Here is a 17609-nt window from a genome sequence, read left to right on the forward strand (position 1 = left end):
GAATCAATCTAAAACTTGACCGGCGTCCGGAAAATCAAAAAATTAGGAAACGATAGGCTTCTGCGGAGCCCGGGAGTCGTCATCATGAAATACGTGCGTGCATTCATGTTGTCCCTTGTTGCTGTCGGCGCCCTGGCGTTCCCGGCGATGCTGAATGCGGCCAGCCTTGAGCCCGTCGACAGTTCAGGTGTGCAGATTCAGCGGCAGGAACAAAACGGAATTGCTTACTTGTCCGGTGGTATTGGCGAGGATGAAGCGAAGGCCATCCAGCAAACAACTGGTTATAACCTGCGCATGACTTTTTCTGTCGGGGTGGAAGGCAAATACATTCCGGACGTTGATTTGATTATTCAGAACGCTCAAGGGCCAGTGCTGACGCTGAGTCAGGCAGGTCCGTTGGTTTACGTCCAGTTACCTCCTGGCAAGTACACGGTCGTGGCAACGCGCAATGGTGAGACGAAACGTGACACGGCAGATGTCGCCAGTGCTGGTGCGAAGAATCTGGTGTTTAACTGGAACACTAGCGAGTGAAGGGGGTGGGTTTCAGGTCGGAAGGGTGGCCCCGTGGTCGCGATTCTTGATCGTTAACAAAACCAAAGCATAAAAAGACCCTGAATCTTGTGATTCAGGGTTTCGTTATCGGGTGCCAGAGACGGAATCGACCGCCGACCCTGCGCAGGGTCGGGGCGGCTGCTATCAAAGTTGAAGGCAAGAACAGGTCAGCGCCGCACCGGCAATCAAAGCGAAGCCAAAGTCCGAAGGAGCACGACACGCAGGGGATTGCTTTCTACGCTCATCAGCTTGATGGCCAAGGCGCAGCAGACCACGATACATGGGTTTGATCAGCCGTGGACCAACGCGAACAGCGGCACGTGCACCCAATTGAGCGCCGATGAAGGCCGCCAGAGCCATGGCTATGGCAATCGGCCAGATAATCACACCCTTGGTAATAAAGACCGACAAAGAACCCAGGTTGCATGAGGCGTTGGCAAGTTTGGTAAAACTCATGGCCCGCATCATGCCCAAGCCGCAGAGAAGTACAAACCCGACAATAAAGAAAGAGCCCACACCGGGGCCAAATATACCGTCGTAAAAGCCCAGGATCGGCGCGACGGTAAACGAAAAAAGCAGAATGCCGATTCTCTTGCGTCGATCTTCATTGGCCAGCTTGGGAGAGAGAGCAAAATAGATGGCCACCAGAATCAGCATGACAGGCACGGAAACTTCCAGATAGTGCTTATCAATAGAGCTGACCAGCAAGGCACCACTGGCGCCACCAATAAATCCGCAGATCACCAGGAAACGGCCTTCGCGCCACTCGATCATTCCTTTGCGAGCAAAAGCTACAGTTGCCGAGACAGTTGCCGAAGCGGCCTGGAACTTGTTCGTTGCAATTGCACTAATCGGATCTACACCGGCCAGAAACAATGCAGGTAAGGTGATCAAGCCACCACCACCGGCAATCGCATCAAAAAAACCGGCGAAAAAAGCGACAAGCGCCAATATGCCCATTAAATCCCAAGACATTTCATTCCCTCTTTTATAGTTATTGGCCAGTAATCACATGACTGGTCGTTCAGCAGTTTGAACACTTAAAAAATCAACCCTGCAGCAGCAACGGATCCTCTGAAATAACGACAGGGGAAGAAAATTTTGAAAGCCCGAAAATACGTACCAGGACCCGTCTGTTGTCTTTGATGACATCGCGACAGTGCAGGGATCGGACGTTATTGATGACCATGGCCGACTCTTGCGTCAGTGGGTAGTCGAGTGGAGTTGCTTCGCTTAGCAGTTCGCATTGGTCTTTCGAAAACGAGAACTTTAATTAGGTGGCTGCCAGCGATGCTTTGGAGTTGGCGCCTGGTGCCTGCGGCCCGCCGATGGCGGCCAGATCTTCGGCGAACCTGTGAAGCCATGTTGACTGCCGAATATCAAAGCTGAAAATTCTGATGTCCTGGCCAGTAAGAAGCTCAACGTTTTCGACATTCCGTTTGATGGCGTCAGTCATTGTCTACATCCCTGTTGCGAATCTGCTCCCGGTTATGCGGCAGCTCCTCCCACGATTCTGCCCAAGCCGATGATCAGGGTATGTCATCCACTTCCGTTAAAGCCTTCGGAGCGTTCCGACAAACCCGAGAGATTGCGAGAAGGGCTGTTCACCAATGCTTGATGCCTCTCCGGACTCGGCTTCGGAAGGGGGGGCAGGTGCTAGCTGGCGTGGCGCGAGGAGGTGGGGGGGATGCTTCGTTTGGCGCTTTGAGGGTGACTGGAACAGTGCTTCATCAAATCCCGGGCATAAAAAAACCCTGAATCTTGCGATTCAGGGTTTTCGGTATTTGGTGCCCAGAGACGGAATCGAACCGCCGACACGGGGATTTTCAATCCCCTGCTCTACCGACTGAGCTATCTGGGCAACGGGGCGCATTAAACTGGTTTTTCAGGGGGTCGTCAAGAAAGTTTTCAAAAAAATTTTAATTATTACCGTCGCTTACGATCCGACCCCCGAGAAATCGGGATTATTCAGCTGGCGGAACGTAGCCGTCAGCCTTGGCGTAATCCTCGCCGGAGAAGTACTTGTCCATCTCGCCCTGCAGATATTTGCGATCTTCGGCGTTCATCATGTTCAGGCGTTTTTCGTTGATCAGCAGGGTTTGGTGTTTTTGCCAGTCGGCCCAGGCCTTGGCCGAAACGTGGTCAAAAATGTCCTGACCTTTTGCGCCGGGGAAGGGGGCGCGTTCGAGGGCGGGCAATTCTTCTTTGTACTTGCGGCACATGATGGTGCGGGTCATGACGACTCTCCTGCGTTCAATACGGCGGCCGCGCGTTCGAGCAAGGTTTTGACCGGGGCGGCAAGGCCCAGGCGCGGCGGGGTGGCGAGGTTATACCAGAGCCAGTCGGCCTCGGCCACGTGGTGGCCGGACTCCTGAACCCGGACCAGCCAGGGTTCGATGGACAACTGAAAGTGGCTGAAGGTGTGCACCAGGCTCGGCAGCGCTTGTTGGCTGTCCAGTTCCAGTGAGTGCTGCGAGGCCAGATGTTGCAGATCGTCGAGGTCATCGAGCTCCGGCAAACTCCAGAGACCGCCCCACAGGCCCGTGGAAGGGCGCCGGTAAAGCAGAATCGCGCCTTTGCCGTTGGCGAGCATGGGCATCAGCGTGCGCTTCTGTGGCACGGTTTTACGCGGTTTGGGGACGGGGTAGCGGGTTTCCAGGCCGAGCATGTGCGCTTCGCAGCCTTGTTGCAGGGGGCAGAGCAGGCAACTCGGCTTGCTGCGGGTGCAGAGCGTGGCGCCCAGGTCCATCATCGCCTGGGTGTAGGCGTTGACCCGATCATGCGGCGTAAAGCGCTCAGCGTTGGCCCAGAGCTGTTTGGCGACCTTCGGCTCCCCGGGATAACCCTCTTGCGCGGTAAAGCGCGCCAGGACGCGTTTGACGTTGCCGTCGAGGATCGGCGCCCGCAGGCCCATGCTCAGGCTGGCGATTGCACCGGCGGTGGATAGCCCGATGCCTGGCAGCTCAACCAACTTATCCACATCCCGGGGAAATTCACCGCCGTATTCGCAGACGACAATTTTCGCGGTCTTCTGCAGATTGCGCGCCCGGGTGTAATAACCCAGGCCGGTCCACAGGTGCAGCACTTCGTCTTCCGGCGCGGCGGCCAGGGCTTCGACCGTTGGCAGCGAGGCCATGAAGCGGTCGAAGTAATTGAGCACGGTGCTGACCTGGGTTTGCTGCAACATGATCTCCGAGACCCACACCCGATACGGGGTGATCCCCTGTTGCCAGGGCAAGTCGTGGCGGCCATGGCGGTCATACCAGTCCAACACCGCCGATGAAAACTGCTCGGCTCTCATCGCTTGAACAGCCCCTTCAATGCGTCTTTCAGTTCAGGACTGACTTTGTCGCCCAGCTTCTCGTCGATTTTTTCGCTGATCTTGTCGCCTGCCAGTTTGCTCGCCACCTGGCCCATGCGTTCGTTATCCAGACGGCAGGCCTTGGCGCCGAGCTCCAGCGGTCCCCGGCAACGCAGCGGCCAAACGATACCGACATATTTGTCGCCGACCTGGCAGGCCGGGTCCGGCATGGCACTTGTATCGCCTTCGATGAGGATGCCAACGCGGTAGTCCATGCCCAGCACGCGCAGATCGACGTCGCCGTCGCCATTCACGGTCATGCCCGGGATGCGCACTTTCAGGTCCGGGTTGCTGGCCACGCCGTTACGGAAGGTCAGGTTGCCCTTGAGTTCCTGGAATGGCGTGTCCTTGCCCCGTGGCTCGCCGCTGAGGGTTTTGCGGTTCAGGGTGGCGATGCCTTTGCACAGCTGTTGTTCAAGGTTGGCATTGAGCAGCACGCCATTGTTGATGACGAAACTGGCATTGCCGTTGAGACTGTCGATCAGCGCTTTCTGGCTGTTGCCGCTGGCGGTCAGCGCGCTGTTGAGCGTCACCAGGCCTTTGACCGGCGGGTTTTTGCCTTGGCTTTCGAGGACTTTTTCTACCGGTACTTTGTTGAGGGTTGTCTGCAAGCTCAGCGCGGGTTCTGGCTGGCGCACGTCGAGGGTGCCCTTGGTTTCGAAGTTGCCGTCGTACAGATCGCCGCGCAGGTTCTCCAGGGTCAGCAGGCCGCCCAGGCCCGTGGCCTTGAACGCAGCGTTGTGAATCGGCAGCTTGTCGAGGGTCAACTGGCCAAAGGTCAGGTCGGCGTCCACGTCGAGTTTGCTCAAGCGTTCAACCGGCAGCAGGCGTGCGGTGCTCCACGCCTCCTTGGTTGGCGACTCCGGCAGTGGTGTGCTGCCCGCGCCGGCCATTGCATTGGCCTCGGTGCTGGCGACTTCAGCCTGGCGCACCTGTGTCGCGCTGCTGGCTTCGGCGGATTTGGGTGGCAGATAGCGGTCGACATTGAACGTGTCGGCCTTCAGGGCTGCGCGCAGCGACTGTTTGGCGAAATCCTCGACGGCGATGCGACCACTGAAGGTGCTGTCATCGACTTTCAGGTTGATGTTATCGAACGAAACGCTGGTCGGCGTGCCGGCAACGCGGCTGACCAGTTCGACTTTGCTCAAACTGCCTTCGGCCATGGCCGGAAGCTTCTGGCCAATACTGTCGACGAATGTCGCAAGGTCGAATTGGGCAATCGAAATGCCGCCGCTGATCTGCGGCGTCTTGTCCAGGTCGTTGACCTTGAGTTCACCCAGTGCGCGCAATTGGTTGGCGGAGATCTTGATACCGGTCCATTCGGCGACGTTCGCGGCTTTATCCAGTAACAATTGACCATGGGCAGCGAAGGTCATGGTTTTACCTTGCAGCGGATCACCCGCGACTTCGCCGGACATTTTCATGTCTTCGAATTTGTAGCGTTGGAGTGCGCGCTCGAAACGCAACTCACCGGTGAGCTCGGTGCGCACCCGCAAAACCGGCTGGTTGGTGCCGAGGAACGCGGTGAGTTTGACCGGGATGTTGGTCGAGTCATGCACCGGGCCTGTGCTCAGCTGGATGCTTTCGGCGCTGAACTGCCGACCAGTTTTCTCGTCGCTGTATTCAACGCGGGCGTTGTTCACGGTCAGGCTGTCGATGTCCAGCCGAATGGGCTGGGCCGGTTTTTCTACCTGGACGGTGGTTTCCGGTGCGGGTGCAGTTTCGCCAGGAGTGGCCGGTGGCGTGGTCGGGGTGGCTGGCGTCGGGACCTTCCCGACATCTTCCCAATTACCATGGCCGTCCTTGTCGCGGTTGAGGCGCAGGTTCAGGCCTTCTACACGGACATCGCTCATCTGTACTTCACGGCGCAGCAGCGGCAGCACGCGCACTGACAGGCCAAGCATTTGCAAGTCGGCGAACGGTTCCGTCGGCTTGGCCAGGGTCGCGACACTGGCCTCGTGCAACTCCAGGCCCAGCCACGGGAACAGGCTCCAGCCGATATCGCCATTGAGCGTCAGCTCGATGTGGGCCTTGTCGCGGGCAATCTGGCGAATCTCGTCTTTATAGTCGTTGGGATCAAACAGGTGGGTCAGGGCAAAGCCCAGCGCCACAATGATCAGCAACAGCCCGAGAAGTACCAGACCCAGGATTTTGCCGAACGCTTTCATGGGCGAGTCCTTGTAGATAGTCGAATTCGAAATTTAGCCCGGGAGTATAGCGCTCTGAAGGGGACGACCGGTCAGGCGATATCTGCCGGCATTACATCCAGTGGCAGTTTCAGCTTGGCTGCAAGCGCCTGGGCTTCAAGGTGCCCGGCGGGGGCCAGCAAGCGAAGCGTGGCGCCCGACTCAGAGGCCATTTTTTGCGCTTCGTTCACCAAGCGTTCGGCGACACCACGCCGACGGGTAATTTTTCGTACGCAAAGTTGGGACAAGTGCCAGACGTCCTGATGCTGTTGCAAACGGGCCGCGCCGAGCAGTCGATCGTTGAAGCGTCCGGCGATCAGTGAACCGTCCCGCAAGCAGCCTTCGATCAGCTGTATGCCCCCTGAAAACGGGGCGTACAGCCAGTCCGGGGCGTCGCGGTAAATTTTCTGCAGGTCTTGCTGATCCTGATAAGTGGCCTCGGTCAGCGTTTCGACAAAGATCGGCATGGCGTCTCCTTTAGAGATACGAGAGCGGAAGACTTACAAAAGGTGATATCACTTTGGCTTTTCTGTCTCGCTGAAATGGTAACCTTTGCCCGTTCGTCCGTCCTGCTGCGACGAGATGCCGCACAAAAAGCAGCTTCGCTCAATAAAACAGTCATGCGTGCGCATAGAAGCTGGGGGTGAAGAGTGGCTGGCGAACCCTACTAATAATTGGGGGATACACAATGACCACGAGCATCACGGCGGACGGCCTCGTAGCCGGCCAGCCTGCGTTCCTGTCCAAGGAGCGCATCATCGCCAAGCCCGGTTTCAACCGTTGGCTGGTACCGCCGGCCGCGCTGGCCATCCACCTTTGCATCGGCATGGCCTACGGATTTTCGGTGTTTTGGTTGCCACTGTCCAAGGCGCTGGGTGTGACCAAGCCGGTTGCCTGCGCGCCGGACATGAGCTTCGTTTCGCAAATTTTCTCCTCGCAATGCGACTGGCCGATCTCGATGCTCGGCTGGATCTACACCTTGTTCTTCATCTTCCTCGGCTGCTCGGCAGCGATCTGGGGTGGCTGGCTGGAACATGCCGGACCACGTAAGGCTGGCGTTGTATCGGCGCTGTGCTGGTGCGGTGGTCTGCTGATTTCAGCACTGGGGATCTATACCCACCAGATCTGGCTGATGTGGGTCGGCTCCGGGGTTATTGGGGGTATTGGCCTGGGGTTGGGGTATATCTCGCCGGTATCGACCTTGATCAAGTGGTTCCCGGACAAGCGCGGCATGGCGACCGGTATGGCGATCATGGGTTTTGGCGGTGGTGCGATGGTCGGTGCTCCGCTGGCCGCAGCCCTGATGAGCCATTTCGCTTCGGCAGATAGCGTGGGCGTATGGCAGAGCTTCCTGGTGATGGCCGCGATCTACTTCGTGTTCATGATCGGTGGCGCATTGTCCTACCGCGTTCCGCCAACCGGCTGGAAGCCTGAGGGCTGGACCGCTCCGGCGAAAAAAGCCGCGAACGCGATGATTACCCACCGCCACGTTCATGTGAACGTCGCCTGGAAAACTCCACAATTCCGTCTGGTGTGGCTGGTGTTGTGCCTGAACGTTTCGGCTGGTATCGGCATCCTCGGCATGGCGTCGCCGCTGTTGCAGGAGGTGTTCGGCGGTAAATTGATTGGCGTGGACCTGCCATTCGGTCAGCTGGACGCCGGGCAACTGGCTTCGATTGCGGCGATTGCGGCCGGTTTCACCGGTTTGCTGAGCCTGTTTAACATCGGTGGCCGGTTTTTCTGGGCCTCGTTCTCCGATTACCTGGGCCGTAAAAACACCTACTTCGTGTTCTTCGCCTTGGGCTTTGCCCTGTATGGACTGATCCCGAACCTTGGTCATCTGGGCAGCGTCGCGCTGTTCGTGGCTGCGTTCTGCATCATCCTGTCGATGTACGGCGGTGGTTTTGCGACGGTTCCGGCTTATCTGGCGGATCTTTTCGGTACGCAAATGGTTGGCGCGATTCACGGTCGCCTGTTGACGGCGTGGGCGGCGGCGGGCGTGTTGGGTCCGGTGTTGGTGAACTACCTGCGTGAATATCAGCTGAGCATCGGCGTTGAGCGCGCTGCCGCTTACGACATCACCTTGTACATTCTTGCAGGCCTGCTGGTGCTGGGTTTTCTGTGCAATCTGCTGGTGCGCCCGGTGGCTGACAAGTACTTCATGACCGACGCTGAACTGGCTGCCGAACAGGCGCTGGGCCACGACAAAGGTGCTGACAGCAGCACTGTGCTGGAGTGGAAAGCGGGCGCGGGCACCAAGCCGTTGGCGGTGGCTGCGTGGCTGGTGGTGGGTATTCCGTTGGCGTGGGGTGTTTGGGTGACCCTGCAGAAAACGGCGATCCTTTTCCACTAAGTTTACTGATACCTGATCGTTCCCACGCTCTGCGTGGGAATGCCTCCCGTGACGCTCTGTGTCACATTCGAAGAGGACGCGGAGCATCCGGGGCTGCACTCCCACGCAGAGCGTGGGAGCGATCAGCGCACTCTCGATGCTTGTATGGACATGTCTATCCCCGACAGCGCCGGGTTCAGCCCGTCAGGGATATTACGTATCGTGTTTCTGTTTCCGCCCCGCGCCCCTATAATGGTTGCCTTTTTCGCCCAATGATTTTGCGGAGCTGGTGATGGCCGAACGTATGGCGTCAGTCGAGCGCGACACTCTGGAAACCCAGATCAAAGCCTCGATCAACCTGGATGGCACCGGAAAGGCCCGATTTGATATCGGTGTTCCTTTTCTTGAGCACATGCTGGACCAGATCGCCCGTCACGGGCTGATCGACCTGGATATTGTCAGCAAGGGCGACCTGCATATCGACGATCACCACACTGTGGAAGACGTCGGTATCACTTTGGGTCAGGCTTTCGCCAAAGCCATCGGCGACAAGAAAGGCATCCGTCGCTACGGTCACGCCTATGTGCCGCTCGATGAAGCGCTTTCGCGCGTGGTGATCGACTTCTCCGGCCGCCCAGGCTTGCAGATGCATGTTCCCTACACCCGCGCCACTGTCGGCGGCTTCGACGTTGACCTGTTCCAGGAATTCTTCCAGGGCTTCGTCAACCATGCGCTCGTTAGCCTGCACATCGACAATCTGCGTGGCACCAACACCCACCACCAGATCGAAACCGTGTTCAAGGCCTTCGGCCGCGCACTGCGCATGGCCGTAGAGCTCGATGACCGCATGGCCGGTCAGATGCCATCGACCAAAGGCGTTCTGTAATGCAGACGGTCGCGGTTATCGATTACGGCATGGGCAACCTGCACTCGGTGGCCAAGGCCCTCGAGCACGTCGGTGCCGGCAAGGTCTTGATCACCAGCGATGCCGATGTGATTCGCGAAGCCGACCGGGTGGTTTTCCCCGGTGTCGGTGCGATTCGCGATTGCATGGCGGAGATCCGTCGCCTGGGCTTCGATTCGCTGGTGCGTGAGGTCAGCCAGGACCGTCCGTTCCTCGGCATCTGTGTCGGCATGCAAGCCTTGCTCGACAGCAGTGAAGAGAACGATGGCGTCGACTGCATCGGCCTGTTTCCGGGCGCGGTGAAGTTCTTCGGCAAAGACCTGCATGAAGACGGCGAACACCTGAAAGTCCCGCACATGGGCTGGAACGAAGTGAAGCAGAAGGTGAGTCACCCGCTGTGGCACGACATTCCGGACCTGGCGCGTTTCTACTTCGTGCACAGCTACTACATCGCCGCCGGCAACGCGCGGCAGGTGGTGGGTGGCGGTCACTACGGTGTCGATTTCGCTGCGGCGCTGGCCGAAGGCTCGCGTTTTGCCGTGCAGTTCCACCCGGAGAAGAGCCATACCCATGGCCTGCAATTGCTGCAGAACTTCGCTGCGTGGGATGGTCGCTGGTAAATGGCTGTCAAGAAAACGAAGCCGCCGATCCTGACCCTCACTCCCGAACAGGAGAACGAGGCCAATCACAAGATCAAACGCTTCATGGAGGATCGCTTCGAACTGGACCTGGGTTCTTTCGAAGCGGCCGAAATCCTTGAGCTGTTTACCCGTGAAATTGCTCCGCATTATTACAACAGGGCGATTTTCGATGTGCAGACGCACCTCAAAGAGAGGTTCGAAAGCATCGAAAGCGACTTGTGGGCGCTCGAGAAAGAATAGGAGCAGCGGCAAGCTTTAAGCTGCAAGCTGCAAGAAGTAGAAACGCGTGCGTGCTTGCAGCTTATAGCTTGCAGCTTGCAGCTCTTTGACGAAGGAAAAGCATGCTAATTATTCCCGCTATCGATCTCAAAGACGGTGCCTGTGTTCGTCTGCGCCAGGGCCGCATGGAAGATTCCACGGTGTTCTCCGATGACCCGGTGAGCATGGCTGCCAAGTGGGTGGAAGGCGGTTGCCGTCGTCTGCATCTGGTCGACCTGAACGGCGCTTTCGAAGGCCAGCCGGTCAATGGCGAAGTGGTCACCGCGATCGCCAAGCGCTACCCGCACCTGCCGATCCAGATCGGCGGCGGTATCCGCTCGCTGGAAACCATCGAGCACTACGTCAAAGCCGGCGTGAGTTACGTGATCATCGGCACCAAAGCCGTGAAAGATCCGGCCTTCGTTGCTGAAGCCTGCCGCGCGTTCCCGGGCAAAGTAATCGTGGGTCTGGATGCCAAAGACGGTTTTGTCGCCACTGACGGCTGGGCAGAAATCAGCACCGTTCAGGTGATTGACCTGGCCAGGCAGTTCGAAGCCGACGGCGTATCCGCGATCGTTTATACCGACATCGCCAAAGACGGCATGATGCAGGGCTGCAACGTACCGTTCACCGCCGCGCTGGCCGCTGCCACGCGTATCCCGGTGATCGCGTCCGGTGGTATTCACAACCTGGGTGACATCAAGTCGCTGCTCGACGCCAAGGCGCCAGGCATCATCGGCGCAATCACCGGCCGCGCGATTTATGAGGGCACGCTGGATGTGGCAGAAGCCCAAGCTTTTTGTGATGGCTACGCGGCCAGCTCCAAGTCATAAGCTGCAAGCTGCAAGTTAACAGCGCGGCCGCGATCCGCTCCTACTTGCAGCTTGAAGCTTAAAGCTTGCAACTCTTAATCGGAGATTAAGCCCATGGCGTTAGCCAAGCGCATCATCCCTTGCCTGGACGTGGATAACGGCCGGGTGGTCAAGGGCGTCAAGTTCGAGAACATCCGTGATGCCGGCGACCCGGTGGAAATCGCCCGTCGCTACGACGAACAGGGTGCGGACGAGATTACCTTCCTCGACATCACTGCCAGCGTCGATGGCCGCGACACCACGCTGCATACCGTCGAGCGCATGGCCAGCCAGGTGTTCATCCCGCTGACCGTGGGCGGCGGTGTGCGTACCGTGCAGGACATTCGCAATCTGCTGAATGCTGGCGCGGACAAGGTTTCGATCAACACCGCAGCCGTGTTCAATCCCGAGTTTGTCGGCGAAGCGGCGCAGCATTTCGGTTCGCAATGCATTGTCGTCGCCATCGATGCCAAGAAGGTTTCACTGCCGGGCGAAACCCCGCGCTGGGAAATCTTCACCCACGGTGGTCGCAAGCCTACCGGTCTGGACGCCGTTGAATGGGCGAAGAAAATGGAAGGCCTCGGTGCCGGTGAAATCCTGCTGACCAGCATGGACCAGGACGGCATGAAAAACGGCTTCGACCTCGGCGTGACCCGTGCCATCAGCGATGCCCTGGGGATTCCGGTGATCGCTTCCGGTGGTGTCGGCAACCTGCAGCATTTGGCCGATGGCATCCTCGAAGGCCACGCCAGTGCGGTATTGGCGGCGAGTATTTTCCACTTCGGTGAGTACACGGTGCAGGAAGCCAAGGCCTACATGGCGCATCGCGGCATCGTCATGCGCTAAACAATCAATACAGGCCAGTGGACATCATGGCGGGCTCAAGGCACTCTTGGGTACGCCATGGATTTCGGTAGCCAGACATGCTCAAACGCCTTCTTCTAGTCCTCGCCAGTGCCTCCCTGTTGTTTATCAGCGGAGCGCATGCCGCAGAAAGCCCCGATACCGACCTGGTGTTGCTGACGGAAAATTTCCCGCCATACAACATGGCGAAGAACGGCAAAAATTTCGCTCAAGGCGAGAACATCAATGGCATCGCCGTGGACATTGTCCGCGAAATGTTCAAGCGTGCCGACATCACTTATAGCCTGACGCTGCGTTTTCCTTGGGAGCGAATCTACAAACTCACCCTGGAAAAACCCGGTTACGGCGTGTTCGTGATGGCGCGCTTGCCTGATCGCGAGAAGCTCTTCAAGTGGGTCGGTCCGATTGGCCCGGATGACTGGATCATGCTCGCCAAGGCCGACACCACGATCACCCTCGAAACGCTGGATGACGCGCGTAAATACAAGATCGGCGCCTATAAGGGCGATGCGATTGCCGAGACACTCGCCAAGCAGGGATTGAATCCGATCGTTGTGCTGCGCGATCAGGACAATGCGAAGAAACTGGTCAACGGCCAAATTGATTTATGGGCCACCGGTGATCCGGCCGGGCGCTATCTGGCGCGGCAGGAAGGCGTGAATGGTCTGAAAACGGTTCTGCGCTTCAATAGCGCCGAACTGTACCTGGCGTTGAACAAAGACGTGCCGGACGAGATGGTGGCCAAGCTTCAGGCTGCGCTGGATCAACTGCGCATGGAAGGCAAGGTGGACGAGATCATGGCGCGGTACCTGTAGCAATTATCTCGACATTGCCTGAGACGGAACATCTGGCGTCGCGCTCAAGTACACGGCCCGCGTGAACACGTTGTTTAATTTCGCGCGGGTCAGGTGCTGTTGCCGGGAGCCGACGCCGATAATGCAGAGTGCATGCGCGCCGTTGGGTGGCCCGATTTCAGCATTGATGTAAGCGTCTTCAGTGCTGATGGCGGTGCTGTAGTTGTCGGTAGACTTGCAGTCTCTGGCGTTACGGACAGTTTTGTAGCGAAAGAAGGGCGCCTCAAGGGTGAACCTGAAGTCCCAGGTGGGTAACAGGATCTGTCCCGCCGCACTTTGCGTTCTATGAACGTTTGACTTGAGATTCCAGGGTTCCATGACGGTCAGTTCGACCGGTTCCAGAGAACAGTTCGGTCCGTCATTAGTGAATACACCCTCGATAAAGCAGTAGTGCAGAAAGTCGGCGGTGTAGCTGTAGTTGAAACGTGCTGCCTTGCAGGATGACGAACTTTCACATTCTGGGGTAACCGGCACATTGCGCAGAGCTGCGACCTTACTGACGATGCCGGTGATTTCGTTGGTGTGACGGTTCAACATCGGGCTACCGGAGCTGCCAGCATAAAGGTCGCAGCTGTTTTTCATGGCCAAAGGGAACACCCCGGGATGGTCGATGAAGGTTGCGGCGGTTTGTTCAGCGCAGGCACTCAATCGAAGCCCTTGTTCGGTAAAGCCGCCCGGCGCGCCAATGTTAAGCGCATCATGACTCTCGTTGGTTTGATGGGTCGCCAGCTTGAGCGGGTTGACCCCGGCCTGTATCAGCGACGCCAATGTTGCGTCGACTTCCAGTACTGCAAGATCGGTCCCGACCAGACTGCTCCAAAGGGCAGTCCGGATGGAGTATCGGCGCCTACGCTGAGGCATGTCATGAAAGTAGTGGAAAGTGACGCTGGCTTTCAAAGGCAGATTGGTCCGCGCCGAGCCGTACTGAAACAACACGCAATGACCGCTGGTGAGCAGGTAAGCAGGGCCGGTGGCTCGGCCTTGCCTGTTTCGCGTATCCAGTAGAACGGCGCTGCAGGTCTCGCCCGATTGAAGAATGAGTCGTCCCACGCCGCTCCAGAGTTCATAAAAATGTTCGCTGTTTTGCAGTGCCCTTGAGGGTGAGTCGTTGACTGCGCCTTCGCCCAGGTCGCGGGCCTGCACGGCGGATATAACCAGCAGGCCAATCAGGCCCGCGAAGTAAAAGAAGCTGAGGGATTTCATGTCCATTCCTTGGTGATGAAATTCAGGGTGAGCGCTATCGTGGCACGCGGTGGTGTACCGGCAGGTATAAATAGTTATCGCGAAAATGGAGTGGGCTGCGAGGAATTATCGGGCAGTCGGGAGGCGGTACTGGCCATCCTTGCCGTGCGCTGCCGTTGCACGATTGCCGCGCAAGCTGATCATCTGTTTGATGTCGATCCAGTCAATGCCCTGGGCTTTGAGCTTGGGCAATTCACGTTCAAGCACCGCTAATGTCTGTGGATACGGATGCCCGATCATCACCGCCGAACCCTGCTTGCGCGCCAGGCTGATCGCTGTTTGTAGCTGGGTGAAGATGGCCGCTTCGGTGCGCTCATCATCCAGAAACACATCCCGCGAAACGCTGGCCAAGCCAATCTTCTGCGCCTGCGCGGCGGCAACGGTTTGCGCGCTGGTGCGGCTGTCGACGAAAACTTTGTGCCGCTGCTGCAAGTCCGCCATCAACCAGGCCATGGCGGCCGGCTGGGCGGTCATTCGGCTGCCCATATGGTTGTTGATGCCCGCGGTATAGGGCACGACCTTGAAGGCCGCATTCAGGCGTTTTTCCAGCTCTTCGATCGGCAAGTCCGGGTGCCAGGCGAACGGCCCCGTGGCCGGGTCCATGGGCATGTGCAGGATAACGATCTTGCCGGCGCGATGGGCTTCGCGGGCGAACTCAGTGGCGTGGGGCGTGTCGGGCATGATCGCCGCGGTCACCGGGCCGGGCAGGGTCAGCACGCGGCGATCCCGGGGCAAGTTCTGCCCCAGGTCATCGATGATCAGGCTGAGATAGGCTTTTTGCGGGGCCGCCTCGACGGGCGCTGCGTGAGCAGTACCCGTCAGGCTGAGTAACAAACCCAGGATGAACCGCTGGAGCATCTCAGCGGCCGGACGTGATGTTCAACCCTTTGAGCAGACTCAAGGCCTGGGCCAACTGGTAATCATCATCTTGCGGCATGGCCTTAGCCTTGGCTTTGCCGCTGGAGCTGGTCGGCTTGTCGGCGCCGCCGTTGCCGTTGCCCAGGTGCCCCTGCAAATCGGCTTCCTTGAAGTACTCGCTGTCCTGCTCGGTGGTGATCTTGGCCTTGCGTACTTCGATGTCCGGGACGATGCCCTGGGCCTGAATCGAGCGGCCGTTCGGGGTGAAGTACAGCGCGGTAGTGATCTTCAGGGCGCGGTCGTTGTTCAGTGGCAGCACGGTTTGTACCGAGCCTTTGCCGAAACTGGTAGTGCCCATCACCACGGCTCGTTTTTGATCCTGCAAGGCACCGGCGACAATTTCCGATGCCGAGGCACTGCCGCCGTTGATCAGCACAACCATTGGCACGGCTTCACTTTCATCCTTGCCGGTCGCGTTGAAGCGCAGCTCGGAATTGGCGATACGGCCTTTGGTGTAGACGATCAGGCCCTTTTTGATGAAGTGATCGACCACTTCCACCGCAGCCTGCAACACACCGCCCGGGTTGTTACGCAGGTCGAGGATGATACCTTTGAGCTTCTTGCCGTTTTCCTTGCGCAGCTTGGCCAGGGCCTGGGAGACCTCTTCGCCGGTCTTGACCTGGAACTGAGTGATGCGGATGTAGCCGTAGCCATTCTCCAGCAACTGCGCTTTCACGCTCTTCACCTGAATGGTGGCGCGGGTCAGGGTTACGTCGAAGGGTGTACCGCCGTCGCGCACCAGGGTCAGGGTGATTTTCTGGCCGATCTTGCCGCGCATCTTGTCCACGGCTTCGGTCATGGTCTGGCCGCGAGTCGGCGCGCCGTTGATTTTGACGATGAAGTCGCCAGCCTGGATGCCAGCCTTGGAGGCCGGGGTGTCATCGATGGGCGAAACCACCTTGATGAAGCCGTCTTCGGCACCGACTTCAATGCCCAGGCCGCCGAATTCACCGCTGGTGCTTTCCTGCAACTCTGCGAAATCTTCCGGGCCCAGGTAGGCGGAGTGCGGGTCCAGGTTGCTGAGCATGCCTTTGATGGCGTTTTCCAGCAGGGTCTTGTCATCTACGGGCTCGACATAGGCAGCCTTGATCCGGTCCATGACCTCGGCAAAGGTGCGCAACTCATCCAGAGGCAGCGGTGCCTTGGTCGTCGCGGCAGTGCCCGCAGGCGCGACAGTCGTCGCTGGTTGAGCGGCGAACGCCAGAGGCGCGCCGATCACCAGGGCGATCGTCAGGGCCAGCGAGGTAAGGCGGGACAAATACAGCATGTCGAACGAACTCCTGAATTAGATGGCGTGCTTATCCTTGCACACGACACCATTGCGCCGGATCACTCGGGTGACCCTGCTGACGAATAGCGAAATACAGTGCTGGTGTGTCCTGCCCGCCACTGTTGCCGACAGTGGAGATGGACTCGCCGGCTTTTACTACGTCACCCGCAGACTTGAGCAATGTCTGGTTGTGACCATAAAGACTCAGAAAACCGTTGCCGTGGTCAAGAATCACCAGCAGCCCGGCACCACGCAACCAGTCGGCAAACACCACGCGACCGCCATGCACGGCATGCACCTGGCTGCCGGCGGAGGCGCTGATCATCACGCCATCCCACTTGGTGCGGGCATCGTCGCCACGGGACTCGCCAAAGCGTGCCAACAGTCGACCATCAACCGGCCAGGGAAGTTTTCCCCGGGTTGACGCAAAAGGGCCGCCAAAGGTTTCGCCTGAACTTGAAACCAGTGCGCCAGGCGTCGATCTGACGGGTTTGCGTGGGGCGTCAGTGGTATCAGCATCTGCTGCCGCCTGGGCCTCACGTAAACGCTTTTTTTCGGCTTCCTGCTGGGCGATCAGCGCTTTTTGCCGCGCTTCTTCTGCCTCACGGGCCTGGCGAGCCAAGGTTTCTTCAATGGTTTTAAGGACTTTAGACAGGTCTGCCTGATCCTGCTCGCGGGAGGCCAGTTTCTGGTCGCGAGCCTTTACGTCGTCGTTAAGCTTGGCCAGGACTTGCTGGCGCTCCTTGCGGACTTTTTCGAGTTCGTCGCGCTGGCTGTCGAGGCTGCTTTTCTGTACCAGCAATTGTGCCTGCTGCGAGTCGATGTCTTTTTCGACATTGGCCAGTTGGCGCAGTGTTTCATTGAAATTCTTCAGCTGCTCCAGTCGTGCCTGGCTCAGGTAATCGTAGTAGGTGAGGGTGCGGGCGAACTGTTCCGGGTTCTGCTGGTTCAGCAGCAGCTTCAGGTACTCCTGACGGCCGTTTTGATAGGCCGCGCGGGCCTGAATGGCGATCAGTCGTTGCTGTTCAATGCGCGCGCTCTGGAGTTTTTTTTTCTCGGTATCGAGTCGCTGCAACTCGGATTCGCTTTTTTTCAGCTCTTTTTGCAGGGCGTCGACCTGTTTCTCGAGCTTGCCCATTTCAGTCTCGGTGCCCTTGAGCTCTTTTTGCACACCGGATTTTTCTTCCTGCAGCTTGCCCAGCAGTTTTTTCAGCTCGGCAATATCCTGACGCGTGGCGTCCAACTGTTGTTGGGTTTGCTCGCGCTCGTCAGCGAAGGCCGGTTGGAGCAGGCAAGTCAGTGCTAGGGCTATCAGGACGCGGAGCATAGAGGCGGGCGGCACCAGGGAAAGGGACGGCCTAGTATGCCCGCCAAGC

General features: G+C 58.3%; 17 protein-coding genes, 1 tRNA gene and 1 pseudogene. 8 read left to right on the forward strand and 11 right to left on the reverse strand.

Going from position 1 to position 17609, the window contains the following annotated elements; translation table 11 throughout:
- Window positions 1-84: 84 nt before the first annotated feature.
- Window positions 85-531 carry a carboxypeptidase regulatory-like domain-containing protein gene (locus J2Y56_RS04215; RefSeq protein ID WP_310335838.1) on the forward strand — a complete coding sequence of 149 codons (447 nt, stop codon included), beginning with the start codon at window positions 85-87 and terminating at the stop codon, window positions 529-531.
- A 206-nt stretch (window positions 532-737) separates the two neighbouring features.
- Here J2Y56_RS04215 and J2Y56_RS04220 read toward each other — a convergent pair.
- The 7 genes and pseudogenes from J2Y56_RS04220 to J2Y56_RS04250 all read right to left on the reverse strand — a co-directional run bounded on the left by J2Y56_RS04220 (window position 738) and on the right by J2Y56_RS04250 (window position 6566).
- A pseudogene (locus J2Y56_RS04220) lies at window positions 738-1527 on the reverse strand (TSUP family transporter).
- A gap of 298 nt (window positions 1528-1825) precedes the next feature.
- Complete coding sequence (locus J2Y56_RS04225; protein ID WP_310348808.1) at window positions 1826-2008, reverse strand: hypothetical protein; 183 nt, start codon at window positions 2006-2008, stop codon at window positions 1826-1828.
- Window positions 2009-2337: 329 nt separating this feature from the next.
- A tRNA-Phe gene (locus tag J2Y56_RS04230) sits at window positions 2338-2413 on the reverse strand.
- A gap of 103 nt (window positions 2414-2516) precedes the next feature.
- Entirely contained in the window at window positions 2517-2789 is a 273-nt protein-coding gene (locus tag J2Y56_RS04235; RefSeq protein ID WP_007949047.1) for an oxidative damage protection protein, read from the reverse strand.
- On the reverse strand, window positions 2786-3853 hold the full coding sequence (gene mutY, locus J2Y56_RS04240; protein WP_310348811.1) for an A/G-specific adenine glycosylase: 1068 nt from the start codon (window positions 3851-3853) through the stop codon (window positions 2786-2788). Before mutY ends, J2Y56_RS04235 begins: the two co-directional genes overlap by 4 nt.
- On the reverse strand, window positions 3850-6081 hold the full coding sequence (locus J2Y56_RS04245) for an AsmA family protein (protein WP_310348814.1): 2232 nt from the start codon (window positions 6079-6081) through the stop codon (window positions 3850-3852). Before J2Y56_RS04245 ends, mutY begins: the two co-directional genes overlap by 4 nt.
- Window positions 6082-6152: 71 nt before the next feature.
- Entirely contained in the window at window positions 6153-6566 is a 414-nt protein-coding gene (locus J2Y56_RS04250) for an acetyl-CoA sensor PanZ family protein (protein ID WP_007949044.1), read from the reverse strand.
- 221 nt (window positions 6567-6787) lie between these two features.
- Here J2Y56_RS04250 and J2Y56_RS04255 point away from each other — a divergent pair, with 221 nt between their 5' ends.
- From J2Y56_RS04255 to J2Y56_RS04285, 7 genes are all read left to right on the forward strand, one after another.
- On the forward strand, window positions 6788-8452 hold the full coding sequence (locus J2Y56_RS04255; RefSeq protein WP_007949043.1) for an OFA family MFS transporter: 1665 nt from the start codon (window positions 6788-6790) through the stop codon (window positions 8450-8452).
- A 271-nt stretch (window positions 8453-8723) separates the two neighbouring features.
- On the forward strand, window positions 8724-9317 hold the full coding sequence (hisB, locus tag J2Y56_RS04260) for an imidazoleglycerol-phosphate dehydratase HisB (protein WP_007897437.1): 594 nt from the start codon (window positions 8724-8726) through the stop codon (window positions 9315-9317).
- Entirely contained in the window at window positions 9317-9955 is a 639-nt protein-coding gene (gene hisH / locus J2Y56_RS04265) for an imidazole glycerol phosphate synthase subunit HisH (RefSeq protein WP_150778873.1), read from the forward strand. Before hisB ends, hisH begins: the two co-directional genes overlap by 1 nt.
- Window positions 9956-10216, forward strand: a complete 261-nt coding sequence (locus tag J2Y56_RS04270) for a DUF2164 domain-containing protein (protein WP_007949039.1) — start codon at window positions 9956-9958, stop codon at window positions 10214-10216.
- Between the two features lie 101 nt (window positions 10217-10317).
- A complete protein-coding gene (hisA, locus tag J2Y56_RS04275) occupies window positions 10318-11067 on the forward strand; it encodes a 1-(5-phosphoribosyl)-5-[(5-phosphoribosylamino)methylideneamino]imidazole-4-carboxamide isomerase (RefSeq protein ID WP_310348818.1) in 750 nt (249 codons plus the stop codon).
- 93 nt (window positions 11068-11160) lie between these two features.
- Window positions 11161-11931, forward strand: a complete 771-nt coding sequence (gene hisF / locus J2Y56_RS04280) for an imidazole glycerol phosphate synthase subunit HisF (RefSeq protein ID WP_007949037.1) — start codon at window positions 11161-11163, stop codon at window positions 11929-11931.
- 77 nt (window positions 11932-12008) lie between these two features.
- Window positions 12009-12764, forward strand: a complete 756-nt coding sequence (locus tag J2Y56_RS04285) for an ABC transporter substrate-binding protein (RefSeq protein ID WP_007949036.1) — start codon at window positions 12009-12011, stop codon at window positions 12762-12764.
- Between the two features lie 3 nt (window positions 12765-12767).
- Here J2Y56_RS04285 and J2Y56_RS04290 read toward each other — a convergent pair whose 3' ends face one another.
- The 4 genes from J2Y56_RS04290 to J2Y56_RS04305 form a co-directional block, all read right to left on the reverse strand.
- Window positions 12768-14006 carry a serine protease gene (locus J2Y56_RS04290; RefSeq protein ID WP_007949035.1) on the reverse strand — a complete coding sequence of 413 codons (1239 nt, stop codon included), beginning with the start codon at window positions 14004-14006 and terminating at the stop codon, window positions 12768-12770.
- A gap of 105 nt (window positions 14007-14111) precedes the next feature.
- On the reverse strand, window positions 14112-14903 hold the full coding sequence (locus J2Y56_RS04295) for a divergent polysaccharide deacetylase family protein (protein ID WP_310348825.1): 792 nt from the start codon (window positions 14901-14903) through the stop codon (window positions 14112-14114).
- A gap of 1 nt (window position 14904) precedes the next feature.
- Window positions 14905-16230, reverse strand: coding sequence for a S41 family peptidase (locus tag J2Y56_RS04300; RefSeq protein WP_007949032.1), 1326 nt, complete (start codon window positions 16228-16230; stop codon window positions 14905-14907).
- 31 nt (window positions 16231-16261) lie between these two features.
- Window positions 16262-17560 carry a murein hydrolase activator EnvC gene (locus J2Y56_RS04305; protein ID WP_007949031.1) on the reverse strand — a complete coding sequence of 433 codons (1299 nt, stop codon included), beginning with the start codon at window positions 17558-17560 and terminating at the stop codon, window positions 16262-16264.
- Between the last annotated feature and the right edge of the window lie 49 nt (window positions 17561-17609).

Source organism: Pseudomonas sp. BE134, from assembly GCF_031456105.1.
GTDB lineage: Bacteria > Pseudomonadota > Gammaproteobacteria > Pseudomonadales > Pseudomonadaceae > Aquipseudomonas.

Excerpts from the sequence above, each read along its gene's own strand:
- J2Y56_RS04215 (WP_310335838.1), top strand. The coding sequence starts at position 85 with ATGAAATACGTGCGTGCATTCATGTTGTCCCTTGTTGCTGTCGGCGCC.
- J2Y56_RS04225 (WP_310348808.1), bottom strand. The coding sequence starts at position 2,008 with ATGACTGACGCCATCAAACGGAATGTCGAAAACGTTGAGCTTCTTACT.
- J2Y56_RS04235 (WP_007949047.1), bottom strand. The coding sequence starts at position 2,789 with ATGACCCGCACCATCATGTGCCGCAAGTACAAAGAAGAATTGCCCGCC.
- mutY (WP_310348811.1), bottom strand. The coding sequence starts at position 3,853 with ATGAGAGCCGAGCAGTTTTCATCGGCGGTGTTGGACTGGTATGACCGC.
- J2Y56_RS04245 (WP_310348814.1), bottom strand. The coding sequence starts at position 6,081 with ATGAAAGCGTTCGGCAAAATCCTGGGTCTGGTACTTCTCGGGCTGTTG.
- J2Y56_RS04250 (WP_007949044.1), bottom strand. The coding sequence starts at position 6,566 with ATGCCGATCTTTGTCGAAACGCTGACCGAGGCCACTTATCAGGATCAG.
- J2Y56_RS04255 (WP_007949043.1), top strand. The coding sequence starts at position 6,788 with ATGACCACGAGCATCACGGCGGACGGCCTCGTAGCCGGCCAGCCTGCG.
- hisB (WP_007897437.1), top strand. The coding sequence starts at position 8,724 with ATGGCCGAACGTATGGCGTCAGTCGAGCGCGACACTCTGGAAACCCAG.
- hisH (WP_150778873.1), top strand. The coding sequence starts at position 9,317 with ATGCAGACGGTCGCGGTTATCGATTACGGCATGGGCAACCTGCACTCG.
- J2Y56_RS04270 (WP_007949039.1), top strand. The coding sequence starts at position 9,956 with ATGGCTGTCAAGAAAACGAAGCCGCCGATCCTGACCCTCACTCCCGAA.
- hisA (WP_310348818.1), top strand. The coding sequence starts at position 10,318 with ATGCTAATTATTCCCGCTATCGATCTCAAAGACGGTGCCTGTGTTCGT.
- hisF (WP_007949037.1), top strand. The coding sequence starts at position 11,161 with ATGGCGTTAGCCAAGCGCATCATCCCTTGCCTGGACGTGGATAACGGC.
- J2Y56_RS04285 (WP_007949036.1), top strand. The coding sequence starts at position 12,009 with ATGCTCAAACGCCTTCTTCTAGTCCTCGCCAGTGCCTCCCTGTTGTTT.
- J2Y56_RS04290 (WP_007949035.1), bottom strand. The coding sequence starts at position 14,006 with ATGAAATCCCTCAGCTTCTTTTACTTCGCGGGCCTGATTGGCCTGCTG.
- J2Y56_RS04295 (WP_310348825.1), bottom strand. The coding sequence starts at position 14,903 with ATGCTCCAGCGGTTCATCCTGGGTTTGTTACTCAGCCTGACGGGTACT.
- J2Y56_RS04300 (WP_007949032.1), bottom strand. The coding sequence starts at position 16,230 with ATGCTGTATTTGTCCCGCCTTACCTCGCTGGCCCTGACGATCGCCCTG.
- J2Y56_RS04305 (WP_007949031.1), bottom strand. The coding sequence starts at position 17,560 with ATGCTCCGCGTCCTGATAGCCCTAGCACTGACTTGCCTGCTCCAACCG.